This window comes from Ferroplasma sp., from assembly GCF_031200575.1.
Taxonomy (GTDB): domain Archaea; phylum Thermoplasmatota; class Thermoplasmata; order Thermoplasmatales; family Thermoplasmataceae; genus Ferroplasma.
This window is the reverse complement of sequence record NZ_CP133597.1, coordinates 1,379,712-1,401,606: the sequence shown is the minus strand read 5'-3', so window position 1 is coordinate 1,401,606 and position 21,895 is coordinate 1,379,712. Positions and strand designations below refer to the sequence as shown.

Genomic DNA, 21,895 nt, shown 5'->3' with positions numbered 1-21,895 from the left:
ATGGAAGAAATAAGCCCGGGACTGGAAAATGTTTACATAAAGTATACTGAACTGACCTACATTGACGGCAATAAGGGAATTATGCGCTACCGCGGATACGACATAAACGATCTGGCTGAAAAGTCATCCTTTGAGGCTGTATCCTACCTCATGCTCTTTGGCAGGTTTCCAGACACAAAGGAATTAATGGAGTTCAGGGATAAAATCAACTCGCACCTTGTTCTTGATGATTATCTGAAAAAAATACTCCTGGCACTGCCTGAAAAGTCAGACGCACTGGGGATGCTGCAGACATTGCTGTCAGCAAGGGCATCTGAGGAGGTGAGTTATAAATACACCAGGGAAAACGACGTAGAAAAAATACCAGAGATACTGGGACAGGTGCTTTCCATGGTGGCGAACATTTACAGGGTCAAGGAGGGAAACAGCATCATCGACCCGGACCCATATGAAACCTATGCAGAAACATTCCTCAGGGCATGCTTCGGCACAGCTGATAAAAACAGGATAAGGGCAATGGATTCTGCGCTTATACTGTATATGGACCACGAAATACCGGCATCCACAACTGCAGCACTGGTTACTGCTTCAACACTTTCTGACATGTATTCTTCCCTGGCATCTGCAGTAACTGCACTGAGGGGGCCACTGCACGGCGGTGCGGCTGAGGGGGCACACAGGCAGTTCCTTGAAATAGGAAGCCCTGAAAACGTTGACAGATGGTTCAGCGATAACATAGTTAAGGGGAAGAGAAGGCTGGTAGGATTCGGCCACAGGGTTTACAGGACATACGACCCCAGGCTGAAAACCTTCAAAAAATATGCTGATATGCTTGCCACAACAGATGAGCTCAAAAATATACTTGCAACAGCAAAAAAGCTCGAGGAAACAGGTGTCAATGCCTTCGGTTCAAGGGGCATATACACAAACACTGATTTTTACTCCGGAATAGTTTTCAGGGCAATAGGGTTCCCGGTGGACATGTTCACCACCCTCTTCGGGCTTTCAAGGGTATCAGGCATACTGGCACATATCACTGAATATGTGGAAACCCAGGAAAGGCTCATCAGGCCTAGGGCCATTTACAGGGGGCCGGGAGAGCGGAGGATGGAATAAAATCAAACCTTCTGTGCCAGATCGGTTACATAGCCGAAATCCAGAAGGCCGAAATCCTCGGTAATTCCATACGCCCTGAATTTTTTTGAAGCATTTTTCAGCACAGGCGTAAAATGTTCGTTGTTCAGCAATGAATCTGACACATCTGTTCCCGATGAAAAGAAGCTCATTGCCGGGGTAATCAGTATTTTATCATCGTTGTTGTACACAAATGCAGGTATTTTGAAAACACTGCCTATTTCATCCCTGAGCACAATGGAGGGATGCTCATGCCCCAGGATGGTAAGCTTCCTGAATGACATGTCACGGTCACCGTGGTATATGTAATATTTTTCAGTCTCATAGTAATCATAGAGTTCGAGCCCCTTGGACTTCAGGATTGTCATGAGGTAATTATCGTGGTTTCCCCTTATATACACCAGTTCTGTCTCCTTCCTGTACCTATCAATGAAATGGTTAACGTCATCCCATTCCTGTGGCAGGTTTCTGGAGAACTCCTGCTTGAAATCCCCGTTGATGATTATCCTTTCAGGGGAATACCTGTCCAGTATGCTGTCAACCATCTTTTCAACATGGTCCCTCTGGAGTCTCGGCAGGAAGAGCCCGTGCAGGTTCATCTCCTCCTCGAAGCCCAGGTGCAGGTCAGATATCACCACAGCTGAGATATCCTGGAGGTAGACACAGTATAAATCCGAAATAAAAACATCCTTTAATATCTGTATATCCTTCACTGGGTTAATCATTGAATATTACAATATTAATATTTGCGATTCCGGCAGGGATCATGCCTATAAATCCATTTTTCCTTTACAGGTGTGCTGTATTTTATATTGCAGCATACAGGGCATTATTCCATAGCTGTATATTCAGGGCAGTATTAGAGTAGAATCTCCGAATTCATCCCATGTGAAGCCGGAGTCTATTGCTGTTTCATATGCGCTTTCCAGGATCCCTATATCCACGAAACTCTCCAGAAGCTTTATGTGTGATGTTGTTGGATCATGCATTCCTGTAACGAGGCCATCCACCCCTGTTTCTGTGCTGCGATTTATGAATATTTCTGTGTAGCCGCTGCCAGAATGGAAACTGCCATCATATACAGTTGCCAGGGCCCTTACTGCTGTGGTTCCCACGGCTATTATCCTTCCGCCCTGTTCCTTAACCCGGTTCAGTGCAAGTGCCGACTCGCCTGATACACTGTAATATTCCGGAAGAAGCCTGTCCTTTCCGGCAAATTCAGTTGCATCCATGGAACCCAGATTGCAGTGCAATGTTATGCAGACTATATGAACACCATTCCGCTTTAATTCTTTGACAATATCACCAGTGAATGGCCTGGATGCAGATGGATACTCAACGGATCCTGGAACACTGGCATATACATTCCTGTATACCCATTCTGGAAAATCAGGCATATTATTATCATATTTTATATATCTGCCTGCTGACTTTTCTTCCATTTCCAGATTAAAATTATCTGAAACATTTATGTTCCTGTATCTGGGAAATCTTTCCAGTTGTTCTCCGGCATCTATGTACTCCATGTCCGGAAACAGGAATCTCATGCCATTTTCCACCTCATTATCAATACCCCTGAATTCGGCAATGTAACCGTTTTTCCTGTATCCTATGTTTACAGTGGCGTATTTTTTTAGATCAGGGGAATAAAGCCTGAATGATGCCGGAACAGTGATGCTGCTGTTGAATACCAGGGCGTCGCCTGGGTGGATCATTGCTGTGATACCTGTGAATTTGGTCCTGCCATATTTTCCTGATACAGGGTTTATTGATAGAAGCCTTACCTGTTCCCTTCCGAGGCCGTTATACTCATTTGGAATTCCAAACCTAACGGAGGACATTTCAAATATATTTTTCATGCCGTTCATATTTCCATCTCCTGCATGATAGCCGATATAACCCTACGGGCACCCTCATCTGCAGAAATAAGATCTGATGCATCTGACTCAGGGTCTGCCTCACTGTGCATTTCTGTATCCATATCCCCGGGGTTTATGCTTAAAAATACAGGAGAAACTGTCTCCATGGACGCCTGTTTTATTATATAGTCCAGGGCAGCCTTGGAAGATCCGTATACGCCCCATCCTGGATAATTGTTGAATGACACATCAGAGGTTATAAATACAACCATTTTGAGCCCGAAGTACCTTATTGCCTCTGACATGAGATTGAAGTTTGCGAAAACATTTGTTTCGTATACCTTTCTCATGGTAATTACACTGCTCCTGAGAATATCCTGCTTTCTTGCCGCCACTCCGGCTGAAAGTATTAATATATCGGCACCTCCTGCTATGGATTTTGTCCTATCCAGTACACGTACAATGTCATTTTCATACCTGATATCTGCCCTGGTTGTGATATACTTTTTCCCATCTTCCTCTACCTGTGAATCCACCATGGTTCTAGAAAATGTTGACACACCGTAGCCCATTTCGTAGATTCTGCCTGACAGTGCCTTTCCCAGTCCCCTTGAACCTCCGCTTATTATTACATTCTTTCCCATGGTTAAAAAGCCTGATGATATTAATAAATATATTACTTTATAAACTTTATAAATTATATAATATTTAAAGTAAACCTACCAGAATCCATATATTTACAGTTAAAATTTCAGGTATATTTGCAGGCATGAAATCCCACATAGCATTTATCAGGTTCATAACAGCAATACAGGCAGCAGTTTTATTCAGAATATTCCACGACAAATATTTAAGCCATATAGGTATAATCCAGCATGGTATCATCCCGGGTTAATGAAATCAATGAATCAGCAACGGTTAGCATGTCTAACAGGGCCGCCGAATTAAAGGCTGCAGGCAAAACAATATACAATTTCGGAATAGGTGAACCTGATTTCACCACTCCTGAGGAAATAATAGAGTATGCATTCCAGAGTGCAAAGGATGGAAAAACCCATTATACGCCATCTGCCGGCATAATAGAGCTGAGGCAGAAGATAGCTGAGAAGATGAAGAGGAAAAACAACATTCAGGCAGAGGCATCAAATGTCCTTGTTACCCCCACAAAATTCTCGCTGAACCTGGCGCTTTATTCAATAATGGACCCTGGCGATGAGGTTTTACTGCCATCTCCATACTATGTATCATATCCGGATATAATAAAACTCAATGGGGGCAAGACCGTAACAGTGCCTACAGATGAAGACTATGAGATGGATTTTGATTCCATGAGGAAATTTGTCTCACCGAAAACCAAGGTATTCATGTTCAACAATCCAGTAAACCCAACCGGGAAAGTATACAGTGAAAAATCCCTGAGAAAGCTTTCAGATTTCATTCTTGAAAATGACTTATACCTGCTTTCTGATGAAATATATGAGGATCTGGTTTATAAGGGAAAAATGTTCTCTCCCGGGTCTATAGAGGAGATGAGGGAGAAAACCATTACACTGAGCGGTTTTTCCAAGAGCTATGCCATGACAGGATGGAGAATCGGATATATGGTTGCAGACCAGAGCATTATAAAGGCGGCAAATAAGGTCCAGCAGCAAACACTCACATGTGCACCATCGGTTTCACAGTATGCGGCACTTAAGGCACTGGATGATGAGAACAGCGTTGAAACAATGAAGGCGGAATTCATGAAGAGAAGAGACCTCACTGTTTCCCTGCTCAGTGAGATCGATGGCCTGAGCCTTTACGAGCCTGAAGGTGCATTTTATGCCTTCCCGGGCTACAGCTCAAATAAAAACGATGTGGAGCTTGCCATGGATCTTCTTGATAAGCAGAACGTTATAGTAACCCCGGGAAGCCCCTTTGGGGCCTGGAAGCATTTCAGGATTTCCTACGCTGCCTCAGAGGATACAATAAGGGAAGGCATCTCCAGGATAGATAAATATTTTAAAAGCATTCAGTAAATTTATATATAAACACTTATATGGGTTTTCATGGGAAAACTTACGGCCCTAATAGTGGGCTATATATCGGTAACATTCGTATCATATGCTGTACTTTCTCTGGCCTACGGGCCACTGGTAAATTGGCTTGGTCCATATTTTGGCTATCGCTTTCCGCTGATTCTTGGAATAATTTATCTAATAGCAGGGTCTCCTGTCCGAAACAGCATAATTCTTGAAGCATGGGTAATAATAGGTATCATAGTGGGAATTTCGGCCAGGAAGGGACTCCGTGCCTGGGGATCCGCATCACTTGTTTATGCATTCACGACAGGAACTGCATCAATTGCAGCAATGGGCATACTTGGAATATCATTATTCGGGGCAGGCGGCATACATGGCATCTCAGGAGATATATCAGGAACCATGTCAACACTGCTTGCAGCTACAGCATTCGTACCATCCGGCACAAACCTTGCAACAATAGCCATGGAGCCTGTACTCAGAACCATTATTCCCTATATTTCATCAATAGCCGGTTCAGGATCCATCAGTAGCGGTTCTGTTTCATCATCCATTACGCCCATGATTGAGGGAATTGCAATAAGCGCCCTGGAAAATTACATTATTTTTGTGGCAGTATCCATTATAATTGGAAGTGTTTCGTACAGGCTGATCCATGGAAAGAAAAAGATTTCCAGAAAGGCTGTGGCTGCTTCTCTTGCCATTTTTGTTTCCCTCTTATTTGTTGCCATGACGCTGTCCGGTGGAATATATACCCAGGCAACGCCTGATATGGGGGCTCCGTCCGGATCAGCCCAGGCAGTTCCGGAACAGGCTCTCAGTGGGCTGTTTCCTGTGACAGTGCATAATGGAACCGCCTCTGTTGCCACAAACTCCCCTGCATCCCTGTCTGGATCTATTGAAAACGGAAGCAACGATGCCGGCCTGAGCTTAATAACCCCGCAGGGCAATCTTTACAATTTCTTTGCCATGGAAAATACCTCAGGAAGCAGTACATGGGACAGTACAGGCCTTATGTTTGGATCCGTGGCCATAACAGCCAATATGAGCTCCATCATAACAAAAGAATACGGTATAAGCCTCAGTAATTTCGGTGGCTTTGTACCACAGAATATCCTGGTTCTGGGATATATGAATTCAATTGGGGGAGCCAATGCTGCAGTAGTTTCCAGTTCATTGGGAAAAACCATGGGAACCACATTCAACCACATTATTACACTTAAAAACGTTACACTGTCAGGCTATTCACTGAATGTGTACATTTATTCCTCGCCCTCGGGGAACGCTGCCCTTAAGTCTGGATTCATGAAGGCATATGTTGATAGCCACAGTGATAGCATTTCATCCATATTTGCGAGGGATGAGGGGATGAACAATTATGGTCCCTTTGCCATGGCATCGGGTTATGTCAACAGCACCATAGCAGGGAAGGCTGCCGGAATTTCAACCGGAACAGGTGGAATGTATTTCACTGCGGGGATTTTCGGGTACGAACAGTATTTCCATTCGTCAGGTACACATCATACATATAATCTCTCCACACTTATGAACTATAAATCAAAGGTTTCATTCAAGGATTCATCTACGCTTTCAATTCTTGGAATAGGCTATAACAATGGCACCGCCCATTTAACCAGCATAAGCAATTATAAATTCAATATTTATGCTAGCAATGCGACACTGGCTGAAAAAACTCCACTGAATACCAGCGGGTCTGAATTTACCAATGTGCAGTACAGCTCATTCTCGCCCTCCGATGTTGCAGTATCATTCAACGCCGTCTTTCCGGCCAGCATAAGCTACAGGACTTCTGTTACCATGGTTTCATCCAGTGAGGCAAGGATAACAGTCCATATTACCAACAATGATAACAATACTGTAAGGGAATTCAATGCATCACAGGGTGCCTTTGTAAATAATTACGACAGCCATAACGCATCAAGCCTGGTTTCAGGCAAATATATGGAATCAAACCTGACACTGGCACAGGGCCAGTCTGCCAACTTTACCTATACAATGAAGTTATCTGGAATAGGGATTTATGTGATTCCATACACAAACATATCATATAATTTCCTGGGAAAGCCATTCTCCTACCAGACAAATGCAACATATATAGATATGGGCAAACCGGGATACGTTTCAGCAATGAATTCCATGGTCAACAGTGAAGCCTCACAGTACTCGTTCCTGGGTAGTGTCCTTTTCACATTCTCCGGATTTGCATTCTCAGTTATAGATGTTATTCTGCTTGCCATAGTCCTGATTGATGTTGCCATAGAGGCAGGAGGGTTAAAAAAATTAATAGATGAAAGAAAGGGGAAATGAATTTATTATTACCCTGTTAAAATTCCCGCCTTTTAAAATTTATATTTAAAGAAGTTCATATATTTAATCAAATCGACATGCATTTATTTATCCTGAATATGGGTCCTCTGTACCGGCATTATAAAAGACCATGCCGCCTAATCTCATATATGATAGGAATGCCAAAGCCTAAATAAAATTTAATAAAATATCCATAAAACATGATGTTATGCTTTTATGTTTATAATAATATTTATTTAGTGGTAAAACATTATTATAGGTGAAGTTCATCATAATATACCTTGCCCTTCTTGCAGTGACAATCATATCCTTTACATATTATATCCTAAATACGTATTACTCAACGTTTTACAGCAAGGGCCAGAGGGTTGGGGATGTTGACACGTCCAGGGCTACTATAGTAATTCCTGTATTTCGTGAGGACGTAGAGGTGTTCAGGAAGGTTATAGTTTCAATTAAATTGCAGGGCGCACCCTTTATTGTTGTGGGGGATTCCAGCCTTGAGCCATATAAGACCATAGTAGAGGAAAACGGTGGCAGATTCATATATCTGAGTGAGAGGGGTGGTAAGAAAAATGCCCTTGTTCAGGGATTGAAGGAGGTGCATACAGAATATGTGATGTTTGTTGACAGCGATACACTGATCCCTGCAGATACACTAAAAAGCATGCTTTCATATTTTGCCCAGGGGATTGCGGGGGTCGGTGTAAACATACACATTAAAAATGACGGTACCTCGGTAGCATATGCCTCAGAATTTATAGAAAGGCTTACAGAGATGATTTCAAAATCCATGTCCAGGCGCGGCAACGTATACGTTCTGGATGGAAGATGCGCTGCATACAAAACAGATGTAATAAAGCCATTCATGCTCTCGGACGATTTTCTCAATAAAAAACTATTCGGCAGGAAGGTAATGCTGGGGGATGATATGCTCCTTACCAGCTATCTGATAAAAAATAAGTATAAAATGGTAAAGGACTATGACATAACAGTGGAGACAGAGCCACAGCAGGGATTCAAAAAATTTTTGAACCAGCAGATCAGATGGTCCAGGAGGGGATGGTACTTTTTCTTCAAGAATATGAGCGATGGAACTGCAAAAAATGGGGGAAAATTCTACACATTTGAAATGCTTTATATATACCTGATACCCATAATAGGCTTTACACTGTTTATATTCCGTGCAATGTTTTTCCTGCACATTATGGGCCATCTTGATTATTTAAGCATAACCAGCGTATCACATTTTGTTATGTACAGATTTTTCCATTATCATCCAAGGCATTTCATGGCGTTCCTTATTAACGGGATAATGTATGGCCTGGGTGCAGTTGGTGATGTAATATTCGTGGGTGCAATTGCACTGAATATACCTAAGGAGAGGCTAAGGACACTTGGATACGGAGCAATGGGGCTCGGGATCCTGTTCTTTGTGAATCTCTACGGGCTTGCAACATTCTGGAAGCAGTCCGGATGGCTTACCAGATAAAAATAATTTTTAGGTTTTATTGATGTTTTTTGAAAATCATGCGCCTGCTCAGGGAGGTTACAGACTCATATCCGGCAAGGGCCATCTGCAGGTCAAGTTCTGCCTTTAGCTCCCCGATATAGCGTTCAATTCCCCTCTGGCCGGCCACAGCCATGGCATAGCAGTATGGTCTTCCTATGAGAACTGCGTCAGCTCCCAGCGCCAGTGCCTTCATTGCATCCGATCCGTGCCTTATGCCGCTGTCAAAGAGAACCGTGCAGCTTACATTCCTGTTGTCAGTAACTTCATCCAGTGCTTCTATTGTTGATATGGCCCCATCAACCTGCCTTCCGCCATGGTTTGAGATCACAACTCCGTCTGCACCGTATTTTATTGCTGCATTTACATCCTCCCAGGATGAAATTCCCTTAACGATCAATGGAAGATCTGTCCAGCCCCTTATTTTCCTGAAATCACTCCAGGAGAATGCTGGATTTACGTAAACCATGAGGAATTCCTCTATGGCAGAGTTAATATCCTCCTCAGGCGGCTTATCAAGGCGCTTCCTGAATTCTGGGTCTGAAATATAATTGGCTATGCCCTCGCCCTGCAGGAACGGCAGGTATGCATTCCTTAAATCCTGCTCCCTCCATCCCAGCATGGTTGTGTCAACAGTTACCACTATTGCATGATAACCGGAAACTTCTGCCCTTTTCACCATGCTCTTCATTATATTCTCATCCCTGCCGGGGTAAAGCTGGAACCATTTTTCACTCTCCGGGTATTTTTTTGCTATGTCCTCCATGCTGACAGAGGAAACGGTGCTGAGAATGTATGGGACATGCATGGAGGCAGCTGCGCCTGCGCTGGCATACTCAGCATCCCTGTGTATTATGGATTGCACGCCGATTGGTGCCAGAATGAATGGGGAATCCTGCTTTTTCCCGAAAATAGTGACTGACTGGTTTCTCTCCTCCACATTATGAAGATACCTCGGCCGGATTCTGTAGCGGGAAAATGCCCTGATATTCTCTGCCATTGTGTCCTCACTCCCGGCAGCACCCTCTATATATCCCCAGGGGCCATCCTTCAAAGCTTTCCTGGCTGCATTTCTCCAGTCCTCCAAAGATACTGGAAGATCCGAATTTTCATCCATTCCAGTGTAAACCCTAAGCTGAAAATCAATTCCGAACTGTGTCATGATTATCCATTTTTATGATACAGCAAACCTATATAATGGTTGGTCAGTGGGAGGCTAAAATAACTTTCCATACTTCCTTGAAAGCTCGTACTTCCATTCATCCCTTTCCAGTGTGCAGGAAACCCCGTATTCACTGCATATCCTCTTTATGTCATAATCCATTCTGTCCCACCAGGCCTGATCAGACCGCATATATCCGGTACCTGCCATATAGGGCAGGGTTCCGCTGAAATCCTGGAACGAATCATATATAATCCTGATTCCAGTTTTCCCACAGAACTCAACTATTTTTTCTATGCCATCAAGGTTATCGTTTACATTCTGTATAAGCGGTCCAAGGTATAACCATGTGTTAATTCCACTGCGTGAGAGTTTTTGCAGTGCTTCCAGCCGTTTTGCAGGTGCAGGGGCATATGGCTCTACTAATCTGGATACCTCAGGTTTCAGGGATGTTATTGTGATTCCCACGTCCAGGTTTTTTTTATTTTTCTCAAGTATTGCAATATCCCTTAGCACCATTGGCGACTTTGTCTGTATTGTTATGTAAAAGCCGTTTCTTGACAGAATTTCAATTGCTGCGGGAATAATCCTGTATTTCATCTCAATGTACTGGTACGGATCGGTTATTGTAGAAACTCCAACCACCCCCTTCCTGTATATCCTGGCCTCCCTTTCAAGAAGCTGGATTATATTAGTCCTTGCAATAACCCCTGTTCCCCAGTTTTCCCTGACTGCATCCGGGGACATGTCTATGGCATAGCAGTACCTGCATCCATGAAAGCATCCAAGATATGGATTGAATGCGTAATCAAGCTCCTTCATGCCGGATTTTCCGAGGGCATGCTTCGCCTCGATTTCTATAACGTTCCTGCCATTATTCATATAAATCAGTAATTGTCCAGATTTGACACGAGATACTTCAGGTTGTTTGATTTCGCCTTCCATGCCTTTATATCCACGGCCGTGAATCTGGAAACATATTTTATTGCATCATTTACGGTATCAAACCTCTCCGGTTTCGACCTGAAGAGCTCCCGGACATTCTCACGTACATACCAGACACCAACAGGAAGGTTGAATCCCGGGTATATCTCCCTCCAGAGCATGGCAGACCCTGTCCTTTTCATGTCCCTGTATTTTTCCGCCACAGCGAGCCTGGAAGAATAGTAACATCCGCCTATTTCAGGATATGTCTTCCTGCCATGGTATCCTTCATAATCAAGTTCTATTTCAACAGACCTGCCGAAGCTGTTCCATGTGCTTCCAGGAAACCATGATTCACCCCATTCGAACATCCACTGGCCGGGGGCAAGTATTGCAACAAAGAGATTACCCTGAGTTTTCCTTACATATACCTCGAAGCTGTCAATTTCCCTGTAATCTTTGATCTCATCCACCAGCCTGTCAGATATGGCCTTATCGGTTGCAGTTATAGACCATCTAGTTGGGACTATCCTCCTTCTCTTCCCTGTTCCCAGGGAACCTGCGCTCAGGGCCTTTGATATGCCGTTGATGCCCATTCCCCTTTCATAGAGGCTTATAACTCCCTCTGAAGCCCTAAGGTCCTTATCATAGTATAATTTCTCTATCCTGTTGTCTATATGGTAATTTCCAAATTTTATGCTTTTCAGCGGGGATGAAGGACCCATGGGCGTTATATTCTCATCCAGGACAATGTTGTCCCTGAATGATTTTTCAACTGTCATTTCAACATCTACCGGATTTGAAGATAGGGAACTCACCTGTATTTCCTGCAGCCGGTAATCTGGATTTGATGCTGCATCCACAGAAACCTTTATGCCTCCCCGGAGAAGCGATAATCTCCCGGATATGAAGTCATTGAGGTCCTGTGAAAGCCATTTTGATTCATCCTCAAGGTATCCTGTGTTCCCGGAGAATGGGGGAGTTGAGGGATATATGTTGATTTTAGGATATCCATACCTTCCAACAAAGAGTGATGGAGGTGAGGAACCTGATATGGAGTTGCCCCTGAAGGTATAGACCTTTTTAACCCTGTCAACTATGGACACCGGGCAGTATGATAGGCCGCATAACATCTTTGCACCCCTGCATTTAACGCATAGAGAGGGTGGAATCCTGACCATTTTTCCTGGCATATATAATCAACCCAAAGGACTATATTAATTATTTTAAAAAATAGTGACTTTAAATATCAGGCATATCAGTCCGATATGGATATTTCAACCACGCATTTATTATCTCCATCCGGGAAGTTTTCCATGAGCTTGAAGTCATCGCTTACTGTATCTGAAAACATGGATTTCTCAAGGGAACCGCATACCATATCCTTGTTATTTTTTGCCAGTTCATAGAAAACACAGTTATGCCTGATAATTTTTACAGTATCACCATCCACCTCCATCTTTGCATAGTAGCCAAGCCGGTTGAGTATATTCACATACTCTCCAATTTTTTCCAGCTTTTCCTCCCTTGTTAAAGATGCAAGGGCCACGCTGTCTGATGAAACCTCCCTTACCATATCCTCTGCAATTTTCATCAGTATGCCATTCAGCCTTAATGTTCCTATTTCATTCTCAACCTCTTTCAGGAGCATTGATGAGAAGTTTATATACTGCTTAGGAAAGATCTGCATACCCTTCATTGTAAGCTTATAATATTTTTTCGGCCGTCCCGCCTTTGCCCTTACAAAGTATGATGAAACCAGGCTGTGGGTTTCTAGATAATTCAAATGCTCCTTCACCGCATTTTTATTTACCTTCATTATGCCGGAAAGCTGTTCAAGGGTTTTATCCTCGTACAGCAGTGAACTGAGTATAGTTGTTTTACTATTCCCAAGATAATCGTTAATTAATTCCTCCATGGTATCACAATTATATATTATATAGTAATATTTATACTTATACGTATTTTAGTTACTATAGACATAATAAAATGTTTAAATACCTATTTGTAATGAATCTATAATGACAGAAACAGTACTTGAGATCAAAAACCTGAAGGCCGAGGTAGATGGCAAAGAAATATTGAAGGGAATCAACCTTACAGTCAATTCTGGCGAAATTCATGCACTTATGGGACCCAATGGGGCAGGCAAAAGCACCCTTGGAGAGGTACTCATAGGCCATCCCAATTATAAGGTCACAGATGGCAAAATTCTCATTAATGGAAAGGATATAACATACGCTGCTCCCGAAGACAGGGCAAAGGCAGGCCTATTCCTGGCATTCCAGAATCCTATAACCGTGAGTGGCGTCAAAATTTCAACCTTTTTGAGGATGGCTTATAACAATTTATATCCAAATGAAAAAATGCCGTTAAAGGAATTCTTCAATATGGTAAAGGAAGTAATGAAGGACGTGGACATGGACGAATCCTTTATAACAAGGGCAATTAACGATGGTTTCTCTGGCGGTGAGAGAAAGCGCTTTGAGGTTCTCCAGATGGTTATACTGAAGCCAAAAATCGTTATACTTGACGAAATAGACTCCGGGCTGGATGTTGATGCGCTGAAGCTTGTATCTGCAGAGATAAAGAAGATGTACAACCAGAAGGTTGGATTCCTTATAATTACCCATTACCAGAGAATATTGAAAGATATTATACCGGAATTCGTGCATGTGCTGAAGGATGGAAAAATAGTAATGAATGGAGATAAAAACGTATCCGATAGAATAGAGGATGAGGGATACGACTGGATAAAGGAGTGATAAATATGGTGGAAGATTACAATAAAGATGAGGAAATTGAAAAATTGACGGAAAGCCTGAAACATAGCAAAAAGTCTGATTTCGAGTTCCATGATACAATAAATCCTGTGTACTCAACCGGTACCGGGCTAACAAGGAAAACAGTCGAGGAGATATCTGATATAAAGCATGAGCCGGACTGGATGAGGAGGAGCAGGCTGAAGGCTTTAGAAATATTCCTTTCAAAGCCCCTGCCCACATGGGGGCCGGACCTGTCTGGAATAGACTTTGAAAACCTTACATACTACTCAAAGCCTGGAGAGACCAAGGCGAAGAACTGGGATGAGGTTCCGGACAAGATAAAGGAAACATTCGACAAGCTGGGAATACCACAGATGGAGCAGAAATACCTTGCAGGATCTGTGGCCCAGTACGACAGCGAGGGAGTCTACGGAAGCCTGAGAAAGGAATGGGAGGATAAGGGCGTTATATTCACTGACCTTGATACGGCAGTCCAGGAGCACCCTGACCTTGTAAAGGATTACTACTGCAGGGCAATTCCCCCCAGTGACAATAAATTTGCAGCACTGAACGGTGCAGTATGGTCCGGTGGGTCTTTCCTGTATGTTCCAAAGAATGTTACAATAGACATGCCATTGCAGACATACTTCAGGATGAACGGCGAGCAGAGTGGGCAGTTCGAGCATACAATAGTTGTTGCAGACGAGGGTGCAAAGGTACACTACATAGAAGGTTGTTTACCGGAGGACGAACTGGTCAGCCAGGGCGACAAATTCGTCAGGATCGATGAATTGCTTACAGGCAATGAGGTTGTATCCAATACCGGCAATAAAAGGAAAATCACAAGGAAATACGTACATCCCTACAATGGATTCATGTACAAAATCACACCATTATCTCCTGGAAATGCATTCAAGGCAACATCGGAACACCCAGTTCTCAGCATAAAGAAGGAGGAGGTCACATCAAGGATAAGGAACGGGCACAATGAAATTTCAACCAGGAAGTTGATGGAAGCTGAACCCCAGTACAGAAGAACAGATGAATTGTCTGTGGGGGACTTCATTGTATATGTATCGCCTGTGGCTACAGAGGATGATGATTCCATAAATGAATCTATGCTGAAGATTCTTGGACTGTATGTAGCGGAAGGTTCAATATCCTTCAACCAAGCACTGAATGTGGATCAGATGACCTTTTCATTCGGAAAATCGGAAAAGGAGAAAGAAATAGCATACGATTTATATAACACAATAAAGGAATCAGGGGAACAGGTCGATATATTCATGGCAGGAAACAAATACTATACAGTTTCCACATACTCGAAACCACTGATAGAATTCTGCCTGGAAAATGGTGGAAAATACGCTGATAAGAAGGCCTTTTCAGATAAAATCATGAAACTACCTGCGGAAAAGCAGAAATTGTTAATAGACTATTACCTGAAAGGAAATGGCAACGTATATGTAAAAAAGGGCAAGTCAAAAATGATCAGGGCAGACACAGTGAGCAGGGCTCTTGCATTCCAGCTTCAGGAGATGCTTTCAAGGAACAATATATTTGCCAGTATAATGATCAGGCTTGCTTCCAGTGATGAAATCAACAGCAGGGCTATTCAGAGAAAAGAACAGTACATAATAGAATATACTGAAAATATAAAATTCAGCAGGGTAAGGCATAAAAACAACTATTACTACGTTCCCATAAAAAAGGTGGAGCGTGAAGAATACAACGATATTGTATACAACCTTGAAGTGGAAACTGACGACTCATACCTGGTGAAAGGATTCGCAGTTCATAACTGCACTGCGCCAAAATACAACACGAGCTCATTGCATACAGCCATAGTCGAAATATATGCAAGGAAAAACTCCGATGTAAAATATACAAGTGTCCAGAACTGGTCAGATAGTGTTTACAATCTTCCCGTAAAAAGAGCATGGGTTGATGAAAATGCCCATATGGACTGGGTAACAGGAGAGCTTGGATCAAAGGTAACAATGATATATCCCTCATCCTATCTCAGGGGAAGGGGAGCATCAACCTCTAACCTGCAGATAACACTGGCAACAAAGGATACATTCAAGGATGCTGGAGGCAAGGCACTTCATCTTGCGCCAGACACGACATCCAGGATAGTATCCAAATCTATCAGCCTGGATAACGGGTTGACTGCATACCGTGGCCTGGTAAGGATGAACGAGGGTGCCAAGAGGGCAAAAAGCCATGTGCAGTGCGATGCGCTCTTAATAAACAGCGATTCAAAGAACTATACATACCCCTATGATGAGATATATGAGCCAACTGCAGAATTCAGCCATGAGGCAACAGTAGGAAAAATAGGGACAGACGAGCTTACATACCTCAGGTCAAGGGGATTGAGCGAGGATGAAGCATCCTCAATGATAGTCCTCGGATTCATGGATGACATAATGAAGGAAATACCCATGGAATTTGCAGTGGAAATGAACAGGCTGGTCAAGCTGGAAATGTCCAAAATGGGCGCTGTGGGATAAATATATTTTTATCCATTTTTATGGTGATATAATATGATAGAGAATTATTTAGAAACTTTAAATTCAAGATTCCATGATTTCGATATAGAATACAGAAAGCAGGCGTATATAAATTATCTCAGATACCCTGATCCTGCCTATAAGGAGAGTCCAGATAAAAAAAGCTATGTTACCATCACGGAAAAGGACCTTGAGAGGATGGCCTTCGGTGAACTATCGGTATCCATAAAGAAGGAGGAGAAGATCGATAATGAATACGATCTTGTAGTTACCGATTCAGATTTCATTGTCAGCGGCCGGAAAAAGGATGTTTACATGTCCAGTATGAAGGCTGCCTTTACAGAAAAGCCAGATCTATTCCGGGACTACGCTGATAAGCTATTCGGCAAATACAATAAGGAAAACCTGATAAATTTTTCCTATGAAAATGGTTATTTTATCAGTGTCCCGGACAGTACAAAAACTGAATTGAAGATCCAGTCAATACAGGATTCCAATTCCTCATTTACCTTCAAGAATGTTATAGTTGTTGGGAAAAATTCATCAGTTGAAATCACTGACGTATACAGAAAACATGGAGATGGCAATGGAGTCCATGGCAGGAATATTTACATATTCTGCCTGGAGGGATCACATGTAAAATATAACTACATACAGGCAGAGGGGGAGGATACTGTTAATCTCACCTATCTCAGGCCGGTACTCTATGATAACTCTGAAATCAGGATAATAGATGTAAATACAGGGGGAAGCAGGGTGCTTTACAACCATGAAAGTGAGATGCATGCCAACACCACAATGAAATCCTATGGCGTAAACATTTCAAGGGCAGACCAGGAAATGGATATCTGGGATTCCAGCCTGCAGTACGGGAAATACTCCAACTGCGATATAAACATAAAGGGCGTTGTTCTGGACAGAAGCTCCACAATGCACAGGGGCAATATAGATATAGAACCCGATGGAATAAAATCAACAGGATTCTATGGTTCAGCAATACTTCTTATGTCAGAGGACGGAAAGGGCAATTCCAAGCCGGCACTGCTCATAAAGAACAACGATACGAAATCCAAGCATTCATCGGCAATATCCAGCCTTGATCCGGAGCAGATATTTTACCTTAGATCCAGGGGCCTTTCTGAGGAAGAGTCTAAAGATCTAATCATAAACGGATTCATAGGATACATAGCCGATATTACGGATAATGAGTTTCTAAAAAAGCAGCTGAACGATATATTAAAATTATGAATATTTTATTTTAATCTTAGATTCATATAATTGAAAGACAAGCTTTTATAACATTGATATATTAGAGGATGAATGACAGAAACGTCCGCCACCCGTGGTGAATTTACAAGGCATCTAACATTTAAGGACGTATTTTTCCTTTCCTTCGGGGGCATGTCACCACTGCTCAGCATTCTTACCTATGCAGCATATGCCATAACAATTGCAGGTTTTGACGCACCAATTGTAATGGTGATAGGTATGCTTCTGGTACTTATAAATGGGTTGTCAGTTACCCAGCTTTCAAAACGGTTCTCCTCCTCGGGAGGATATTATACATATGCTTTCCAGGCCCTTTCTGCCAGAATCGGATTTGATACAGGCTGGATGTATATATTTTATTCTATATTATATGCACTTGCATATCTTACAGGTGCAATATTTATTATAATAACTGTCCTGGGAATTTCTGAATATTATGCATTTCTCCTTATAATGGTCCCATCTGTTACATTCCTGCTGGTGGGCATCAAGTTATCATCAAAATATGCATTGTATGCAGTTGCCATTGAAATAGCACTTATGGTAACCATCGTATTTTTCTCATTTGTCATGACCAGGGGGGCCGTATACATACCCAATCCTGCAATTTACCATATTTCAGGTGGGGATTTCGCCCTGGGCATACTATTTGCCATGGGAATTCCCACAGGATATGGATCCATTGCGCCTGTCTCAGGTGAGATCACAAATCCAAAGAAGGTAGTTGGCAGGAGTGTAATTTCTGTGATTCTTATTGGCGGGACCCTGGCCACACTTATGATATATGCCTTTGCAAATTTAATACTTCAGAACCATATTATAATACCGGTAAGCGATAAGCTTCCTGTTATCGGGATAATCCTCAATGATTTCGGGAAATATGGCATATATCTTTACTTCGCTGTTGCAATAGCAACCATAAACGACTCCATTCTAGCCATTCTCTCCTTCGGGTCTGCGGCATCCAGGACATTTTTCAGGATGGGCTATGACAGATCATTCCCACAAATATTTGCAAGGAAGGTCAAGGACAATCCATTGGTAGCAACAGGCTTTGTCAGTGCCATAATGATTGCACTTCCACTTTTCATCCTGCATTATATAACCGCAGAGACGGCATTTATATTCCTTGGAACCATATCTGCACTGGGCGGCCTATTCATACATGTAAGTGCCAACTTTTCACTGATACGTGTAGGTTTGAGAAGGGGAAAGAGGCTGATGTCCCGTGCAAAAGCAGGAGTATTTTCATATCTTTCTGATTTTAAGGAGGTTATACTGGCCCTTGTAGGGGCTATAATAAGCTCCATAGTGCTTATATATTCAGCATATTCTACGGTTTCCTGGTATACCTCATTGTTCCTTGTGTGGATAGTGGTGGGATTCGTATTATCAGAGGTAAAGGCCATAGTTACCAAAACCTCTGATGATACCCTGGATATAAGCAAGGAGGGTAAGATACTGGCGGAGAACCTCATGAATATTAAGGTGATGGATGCACGGATTCCGGGGCTGGACGTCATTGTTGGCATAAACGACACATTGCAATCTGCACTTGAGAAACTCCTCTCAAAAAATATACCCTATGCCATAGTTGTGGATGAAAATATGAAGCCGGTTGGAACCCTTTATGTCATAGATATCCTGCTTCTTCCCAAGGAGGCCATAGAGCGTGGAAAGGTTAACCAGCTTCACCTGGAGAAGGTAGTAAATATAAACGTCAACGATGAGGTTACAGATGCTGTAAGAATATTGAAGGAAAATAATGTAAATATACTTTCCATAGTAGATGGATCAGGAAAATGCACAGGAACAATCACTGAAAGGGAAGTTCTCTTAAAACTGGCAAGCACGGAAAAGCCCGTAGTGGATTGAATTCATTCTATATTCCGTATACGCCTTTCTGCATTCTGCCTCTGCCTTTCCTTGAATCTGTTATACTGGTACTTTGTCATGGTACCTGGTGGATCATAGTCATTTTCCTTCTCAATGAGGGAAATCAATGCCATTCTGTTGCCGTTTACTGAGAGTATTTTCCTATCAATATCCCTGTAAGAGGAAATAGATTTTCTCATAATGATAAATGGAAGGCTGAATATTGCTATGAATATAACTATCTGAGAGGGTATTATGTATGCCTCATCTGCAGGCGGGAGATTCATTCCCAGTATGTAGGTAGCCAGTACCAGGTCTGTAAGTATAACAAACGCCCCGAATATAGCATAAAGCATATTCCATGAACGTCCCAGTTCTTTGTTATAATACTTTTCCAGCATGAGCATTTCAATTTCTTCATCATTCAGCCTTGAAAATGCGCTGCTGAATATTAGTATGCTCCAGTCATTGCCATCTGTTGCTGTACCCAGAGCCGGGCCTGCTGCATTCCTGATGTATACTTTATGATTGCTGTTGCCTGTAAGGGATGCCAGTCTCTCTGAAAGTTCGTTGCTATATTCGTCTCCATCTCTTATGCCTCTGGAACTCCTGAAGGTAATATAAAGTGGAAGTGACAGTAATACAAGGTCTATGGGAACCAGCAGTGCAATAGATGCGATGCTGTGTATTGTAATAAGGGCCATTATGGACTCAAACATTATAAGGGCAAAAATGAAGACTATAGCTGTGTATTTTATAGTCCTGTGCGTATCCTTAATTGTCTTTCTTATGGCTGAATATACTGCACCAGTAGAAAGCGCAGTTAGCACCAGTGGAACTATAGCGAGGCTAAAAAAGTTTCTTTCATATGATGGAAGTGATAATACAAGAAAGGTAAATATGAATACAAATGCAAATGTTGCAATCAGAATCAGCGCGTACCTTTTCCTGCTCATAAATTGAACCATAATTAAGGAACGTATAAATATATATAAAATTTTTTCGTATGTCTTATTCAGGGCACCTGCAAAAAAATCTATGGGCAGACAGGGAAATTATGATTCTGGTTAGCCATTATTATATCTGTAGAATTGCAGGATGTATATATCACCTGCAATGCACATATTTTAAGGTCTAAAAATAGGAAATTTTTACTATTATTTTCAACCTCACTGCTTATCAGGCAGATCTTCTATGAAAGAGGCAAGGCTTACGCACATGCTATAAAATTCTCTACCTTTCTCAGTAAATGAATAGTTAACCCTCACAGGCTTTGCCGGTATTATAACCCTTTCCAGCAAGCCATATTTTTCCAGAATTGATAATGTAGCCGATAAACTGGTATTATTGATTCCCTTTACCTCCTTTTTTATTCTGTTGAAGCCCGCGCCATTGAATTTTCCAATTGCTATTAACACCGGCACAGTCCACTGCCTCATTATTTCTGAGTATTTTCTGGCGTATTCCTGTCCCTTCCCGATTTCCCTTAGCTCTAGGTAAGTCAATTTGAATTCACCTGGTATATTTTATATAACTTTCTGATATATAAATATGTTTTGCATTATAGAATTATGGAAGGAATAGAAGCATTAAATAAAAATATGGTGGATATAGCAGAGAAGGCAAGCAAGGCGGTTGTAAGCATTAACAGCACCCTGAAGGTGCAGTCCTACGGTTACGGAATTGCACCTGTGAAGGGATCCGGATCAGGTTTTATAATAACTCCTGATGGCTATGTGCTTACCAATAACCATGTGGTTGAGGGATCTGAGGAAGTTGAGGTAATACTCAGCGATGGAAGCAGTTATACCGGAACCGTGGCAGGAAGGGACCCGCAGACCGATGTGGCCATAGTAAAGCTACCAGGCAGTGGGTTCCCTGTCCTTGAACTTGGGGATTCAGAGGCAATAAAAACTGGATCGCTCGTTCTTGCAATAGGCAACGCCCTGGGGCTTCCAGGAGGGCACACGGTTTCCATGGGTGTTATAAGTGCAAAGAACAGGCCCATGCCCTGGGCAGATTTTATCTTTGAGGGTCTACTTCAAACTGATGCAGCAATCAATCCCGGCAACAGTGGAGGCCCACTGGTGGATATGTCAGGCAGGGCTGTTGGAATAAACACTGCAATAATTGCCCAGGCAAACGGAATCGGTTTCTCCATTCCGGTAAATACTGTAAAGAAAGAATTACATGACATGATATCAACCGGCAGGGTCAACAGGCAGTACATAGGCATATCAGGAATGGAGGTAAACAGCAGCATTGCCAGAAGATATGGCACAGGAACAGATAGAGGTGTCATGGTTGCAAGGATTGACCCGGATTCGCCTGCATACAGATCGGGGCTGAGACCCGGGGATGTCATAACAGAATTTGGCGGAAAACCGGTAAATTCAATGCGCGACCTGATAAAGTATGTATCGGAGATGTCAGGCAGCAGCGATGCAGTGTTCATGAGGGGCAGAAACAGGTACAAAACTACCATAACAATGAAAAATACAAGGGGAAAGAAGATATTTATAACCGACTGAT

The 21,895-nt window shown here is 42.5% G+C and carries 18 protein-coding genes; 9 read left to right on the top strand and 9 right to left on the bottom strand.

Annotated features, from left to right (window positions below):
- Positions 1-1,116, top strand: coding sequence for a citrate synthase (locus RE471_RS07495; protein ID WP_309214215.1), 1,116 nt, complete (start codon positions 1-3; stop codon positions 1,114-1,116).
- Between the two features lie 2 nt (positions 1,117-1,118).
- Here the strand turns inward: RE471_RS07495 and RE471_RS07490 are convergent, their stop codons facing one another.
- The 3 genes from RE471_RS07490 to RE471_RS07480 all read right to left on the bottom strand — a co-directional run bounded on the left by RE471_RS07490 (position 1,119) and on the right by RE471_RS07480 (position 3,637).
- Positions 1,119-1,859, bottom strand: coding sequence for a metallophosphoesterase (locus RE471_RS07490; RefSeq protein WP_309214212.1), 741 nt, complete (start codon positions 1,857-1,859; stop codon positions 1,119-1,121).
- Positions 1,860-1,982: 123 nt separating this feature from the next.
- Positions 1,983-3,002, bottom strand: coding sequence for an S-adenosylmethionine:tRNA ribosyltransferase-isomerase (locus tag RE471_RS07485; protein WP_309214210.1), 1,020 nt, complete (start codon positions 3,000-3,002; stop codon positions 1,983-1,985).
- On the bottom strand, positions 2,999-3,637 hold the full coding sequence (locus tag RE471_RS07480) for an SDR family NAD(P)-dependent oxidoreductase (RefSeq protein WP_309214208.1): 639 nt from the start codon (positions 3,635-3,637) through the stop codon (positions 2,999-3,001). The genes RE471_RS07485 and RE471_RS07480 overlap by 4 nt, the downstream gene beginning before the upstream one ends.
- 231 nt (positions 3,638-3,868) lie before the next feature.
- On the opposite strand from RE471_RS07480, the gene RE471_RS07475 reads away from it, so the two are divergent.
- From RE471_RS07475 to RE471_RS07465, 3 genes are all read left to right on the top strand, one after another.
- A complete protein-coding gene (locus RE471_RS07475; protein ID WP_309214207.1) occupies positions 3,869-5,011 on the top strand; it encodes a pyridoxal phosphate-dependent aminotransferase in 1,143 nt (380 codons plus the stop codon).
- Between the two features lie 30 nt (positions 5,012-5,041).
- Positions 5,042-7,342: a hypothetical protein gene (locus RE471_RS07470; RefSeq protein WP_309214206.1), complete on the top strand. Its 2,301-nt coding sequence runs from the start codon at positions 5,042-5,044 to the stop codon at positions 7,340-7,342.
- A 259-nt stretch (positions 7,343-7,601) separates the two neighbouring features.
- Positions 7,602-8,834, top strand: a complete 1,233-nt coding sequence (locus RE471_RS07465) for a glycosyltransferase (protein WP_309214205.1) — start codon at positions 7,602-7,604, stop codon at positions 8,832-8,834.
- A gap of 16 nt (positions 8,835-8,850) precedes the next feature.
- On the opposite strand, the gene RE471_RS07460 is transcribed toward RE471_RS07465, so the two are convergent.
- From RE471_RS07460 to RE471_RS07445, 4 genes are all read right to left on the bottom strand, one after another.
- Positions 8,851-10,014, bottom strand: a complete 1,164-nt coding sequence (locus RE471_RS07460) for an alpha-hydroxy-acid oxidizing protein (protein WP_309214204.1) — start codon at positions 10,012-10,014, stop codon at positions 8,851-8,853.
- Between the two features lie 54 nt (positions 10,015-10,068).
- The gene (locus RE471_RS07455) at positions 10,069-10,896 is read right to left on the bottom strand and encodes a radical SAM protein (protein WP_309214203.1); all 828 of its coding nucleotides are present in this window, start codon (positions 10,894-10,896) and stop codon (positions 10,069-10,071) included.
- Between the two features lie 5 nt (positions 10,897-10,901).
- Entirely contained in the window at positions 10,902-12,131 is a 1,230-nt protein-coding gene (locus RE471_RS07450) for an Nre family DNA repair protein (RefSeq protein ID WP_309214202.1), read from the bottom strand.
- A 65-nt stretch (positions 12,132-12,196) separates the two neighbouring features.
- Complete coding sequence (locus tag RE471_RS07445) at positions 12,197-12,856, bottom strand: helix-turn-helix transcriptional regulator (RefSeq protein WP_309214200.1); 660 nt, start codon at positions 12,854-12,856, stop codon at positions 12,197-12,199.
- 103 nt (positions 12,857-12,959) lie between these two features.
- Here RE471_RS07445 and sufC point away from each other — a divergent pair, with 103 nt between their 5' ends.
- The 4 genes from sufC (at position 12,960) to RE471_RS07425 (ending at position 19,363) form a co-directional block, all read left to right on the top strand.
- On the top strand, positions 12,960-13,703 hold the full coding sequence (gene sufC, locus RE471_RS07440) for a Fe-S cluster assembly ATPase SufC (RefSeq protein WP_309214199.1): 744 nt from the start codon (positions 12,960-12,962) through the stop codon (positions 13,701-13,703).
- Between the two features lie 5 nt (positions 13,704-13,708).
- Positions 13,709-16,219 (top strand): SufD family Fe-S cluster assembly protein, encoded by a 2,511-nt coding sequence (locus RE471_RS07435; RefSeq protein WP_309214198.1) that lies wholly within the window; start codon positions 13,709-13,711, stop codon positions 16,217-16,219.
- A gap of 33 nt (positions 16,220-16,252) precedes the next feature.
- Positions 16,253-17,467 (top strand): SufD family Fe-S cluster assembly protein, encoded by a 1,215-nt coding sequence (locus RE471_RS07430; protein ID WP_309214197.1) that lies wholly within the window; start codon positions 16,253-16,255, stop codon positions 17,465-17,467.
- A gap of 72 nt (positions 17,468-17,539) precedes the next feature.
- Positions 17,540-19,363: an amino acid permease gene (locus tag RE471_RS07425; protein ID WP_309214195.1), complete on the top strand. Its 1,824-nt coding sequence runs from the start codon at positions 17,540-17,542 to the stop codon at positions 19,361-19,363.
- A 2-nt stretch (positions 19,364-19,365) separates the two neighbouring features.
- On the opposite strand, the gene RE471_RS07420 is transcribed toward RE471_RS07425, so the two are convergent.
- Both RE471_RS07420 and RE471_RS07415 read right to left on the bottom strand, forming a co-directional pair.
- Complete coding sequence (locus RE471_RS07420; RefSeq protein ID WP_309214194.1) at positions 19,366-20,331, bottom strand: hypothetical protein; 966 nt, start codon at positions 20,329-20,331, stop codon at positions 19,366-19,368.
- A gap of 201 nt (positions 20,332-20,532) precedes the next feature.
- Entirely contained in the window at positions 20,533-20,868 is a 336-nt protein-coding gene (locus tag RE471_RS07415; protein ID WP_309214193.1) for a winged helix-turn-helix transcriptional regulator, read from the bottom strand.
- A 66-nt stretch (positions 20,869-20,934) separates the two neighbouring features.
- On the opposite strand from RE471_RS07415, the gene RE471_RS07410 reads away from it, so the two are divergent.
- The gene (locus tag RE471_RS07410) at positions 20,935-21,894 is read left to right on the top strand and encodes a trypsin-like peptidase domain-containing protein (RefSeq protein WP_309214192.1); all 960 of its coding nucleotides are present in this window, start codon (positions 20,935-20,937) and stop codon (positions 21,892-21,894) included.
- The last annotated feature ends 1 nt before the right edge of the window (position 21,895 follow it).

What these genes read in the sequence shown, in the direction of transcription:
- RE471_RS07410 (WP_309214192.1), top strand. Translation starts at nt 20,935, where the DNA reads ATGGAAGGAATAGAAGCATTAAATAAAAATATGGTGGATATAGCAGAG.
- RE471_RS07425 (WP_309214195.1), top strand. Translation starts at nt 17,540, where the DNA reads ATGACAGAAACGTCCGCCACCCGTGGTGAATTTACAAGGCATCTAACA.
- RE471_RS07485 (WP_309214210.1), bottom strand. Translation starts at nt 3,002, where the DNA reads ATGAACGGCATGAAAAATATATTTGAAATGTCCTCCGTTAGGTTTGGA.
- RE471_RS07455 (WP_309214203.1), bottom strand. Translation starts at nt 10,896, where the DNA reads ATGAATAATGGCAGGAACGTTATAGAAATCGAGGCGAAGCATGCCCTC.
- RE471_RS07460 (WP_309214204.1), bottom strand. Translation starts at nt 10,014, where the DNA reads ATGACACAGTTCGGAATTGATTTTCAGCTTAGGGTTTACACTGGAATG.
- RE471_RS07445 (WP_309214200.1), bottom strand. Translation starts at nt 12,856, where the DNA reads ATGGAGGAATTAATTAACGATTATCTTGGGAATAGTAAAACAACTATA.
- RE471_RS07420 (WP_309214194.1), bottom strand. Translation starts at nt 20,331, where the DNA reads ATGGTTCAATTTATGAGCAGGAAAAGGTACGCGCTGATTCTGATTGCA.
- RE471_RS07495 (WP_309214215.1), top strand. Translation starts at nt 1, where the DNA reads ATGGAAGAAATAAGCCCGGGACTGGAAAATGTTTACATAAAGTATACT.
- RE471_RS07475 (WP_309214207.1), top strand. Translation starts at nt 3,869, where the DNA reads ATGGTATCATCCCGGGTTAATGAAATCAATGAATCAGCAACGGTTAGC.
- RE471_RS07430 (WP_309214197.1), top strand. Translation starts at nt 16,253, where the DNA reads ATGATAGAGAATTATTTAGAAACTTTAAATTCAAGATTCCATGATTTC.
- RE471_RS07450 (WP_309214202.1), bottom strand. Translation starts at nt 12,131, where the DNA reads ATGCCAGGAAAAATGGTCAGGATTCCACCCTCTCTATGCGTTAAATGC.
- RE471_RS07435 (WP_309214198.1), top strand. Translation starts at nt 13,709, where the DNA reads ATGGTGGAAGATTACAATAAAGATGAGGAAATTGAAAAATTGACGGAA.
- RE471_RS07470 (WP_309214206.1), top strand. Translation starts at nt 5,042, where the DNA reads ATGGGAAAACTTACGGCCCTAATAGTGGGCTATATATCGGTAACATTC.
- RE471_RS07480 (WP_309214208.1), bottom strand. Translation starts at nt 3,637, where the DNA reads ATGGGAAAGAATGTAATAATAAGCGGAGGTTCAAGGGGACTGGGAAAG.
- sufC (WP_309214199.1), top strand. Translation starts at nt 12,960, where the DNA reads ATGACAGAAACAGTACTTGAGATCAAAAACCTGAAGGCCGAGGTAGAT.
- RE471_RS07490 (WP_309214212.1), bottom strand. Translation starts at nt 1,859, where the DNA reads ATGATTAACCCAGTGAAGGATATACAGATATTAAAGGATGTTTTTATT.